We start from the raw sequence: 1,875 nt of genomic DNA on the forward strand, positions 1-1,875 counted from the left end.
TGCCTGGTSCTGATGGTGTAATAGGTATTGCTCCTGCTATTGTATCATTAGGTGCTGGACAAGTATCCTTAAAAGCTCCTAAATCAACATTGCATTGAGAATCTTGGTCATGTTCTAAAACTAGATTAATAACAGTTCCTACAGGAATTGGTCCAAATGAAACTACACCTGTTTCTGTCACAGGCATATCAGGCGCACCTAAGTCATTAGTAATTGTCAAACTTGTTGCATCACCCATGTCGGTTACATCAACATTAATTGTATAAACACCATTGACACAATCTTCATCTATAGAAGTTGTTGCTTGCGGCGATGTACAATTTGCCTGAAAGGCTTCGAAAGAGTCAAAAGGATTCATGTCCAATGTGCTCAATTTTTCAGAGTCAAAACTCTCTGAACTAAATAGCGCTGCTTCACTATGCCACGATATGGCAAACAGAAAAGCGAGCATTAAAGTAATTCTTTTCATAATTCGTTATATTTTATAATTGTTTAAAGTTAACGAATATATAAAATTAATTAATACTAAACAACTCTGCACTGAAAGTGCAGAGGTTTATTAAGACTGGGGACTAAAAGTCCCACTTTACTATTCCAATATAAAATTGGAATTATCACTCGAATCTCGACGGTGATGTTCCAAATATTCGTTGACCATTTTATCGGTAATATTCCCAGTACTCCATACTCCATAACCGCTTGCCYAAAAATGTTGCCCCCAATAACGCTCTTTCAGTTTTGGAAACTCTTGTTGAAGTTTCCTTGAGGTTCGCCYTTTGAGCTTTTTCAATATACTACTTACATTCAATTTTGGAGCATATTCAATGTGCATATGAACGTGATCCGAACTCACTACTCCTTTCAGTATTTCTATACCTTCGGCTTCACATATTTGGATTAAAAGCTCACGACAACGAGTTTGAACATCTCCGCGAAGTACCTTGTACCGATATTTTGTAACCCAAACAATATGGCACGTTAAATAACTTACCGTATGGGAGCCTTTTCTTTGATAACTCATAGTACGAAAATATAGATTTTTTCGCACTACTAAAGTGCTGCAATAAAATTGCAGGGTTTAAATCCCTTTTTTGAGACCAATCAAGATTCTTTATAATTTATCCTAAATTTTCTTTAAATTCATCACATAATACTCTATAAAAACAAACAATTATGAAATCAACAAGAATACTCAATCATCCGGTTCTTTCATATTTTATATTATTTTTAGCTATAACGACAAGCTCACCTTCTTTTGCCCAAGAAAATCTACCTTTCCCTTACGGCAGAGAGTGGGCTACCTACTATGGTGGCTACTGGCTTTGGTCTTTTGGGATAGCTGTAGATTCCCGTGAGAATATATACATACGATCCAACGTGAGCGCTCCAAATGGTTTGACGGGAACGCCTGGCACCCATCAACCTAATTTTGCTGGCATGCAAGATGACATGCTTACAAAATTTGATACTGCTGGTAACCTTGTATGGTCTACTTATTTTGGAGGGCCAGATGGAGAACATGAGGCTGGTGAACTGGTTATGGACGAAGAAAACAATATCTATATAACAGGCTATACTAAGAGTAACACGAATATTGCTACCCCAGGGGCTCACCAAGAAAGCATTAACTCTTCTATTGTTAATAATGGATATGGCGATAGTTATATTGCAAAATTTGACACGAATGGCAACTTGGTTTGGGCGACCTATTTTGGTGGTGAAAATTTTGAGAAAATTCAAAGCATAAGCCTAAAAGACGGATTTTTTTATGTAGTTGGTGTTACACAATCTAGTACCAATATAGCCACTGCTGGTAGCCATCAAGCAACTGTAAATCCGCAACCACCCGGAAGTATTCATTACACTGTGCCGTTT

General features: G+C 37.3%; 3 protein-coding genes. 1 reads left to right on the forward strand and 2 read right to left on the reverse strand.

The features are described 5' to 3' along the window. Together CAP47_RS02120 and tnpA are read right to left on the reverse strand one after the other, a co-directional pair. Positions 1 to 469: hypothetical protein (locus CAP47_RS02120; RefSeq protein ID WP_153043474.1), on the reverse strand; the 469-nt coding region annotated here is incomplete at its 3' end. A 120-nt stretch (positions 470 to 589) separates the two neighbouring features. Beyond that, a complete protein-coding gene (gene tnpA / locus CAP47_RS02125; protein ID WP_100775183.1) occupies positions 590 to 1,021 on the reverse strand; it encodes an IS200/IS605 family transposase in 432 nt (143 codons plus the stop codon). Between the two features lie 152 nt (positions 1,022 to 1,173). On the opposite strand from tnpA, the gene CAP47_RS02130 reads away from it, so the two are divergent. Beyond that, positions 1,174 to 1,875: SBBP repeat-containing protein (locus CAP47_RS02130; protein ID WP_192869922.1), on the forward strand; the 702-nt coding region annotated here is incomplete at its 3' end.

This window comes from Psychroflexus sp. S27 (assembly GCF_002810405.1).
Classification (GTDB): Bacteria; Bacteroidota; Bacteroidia; order Flavobacteriales; family Flavobacteriaceae; genus Psychroflexus; species Psychroflexus halocasei_A.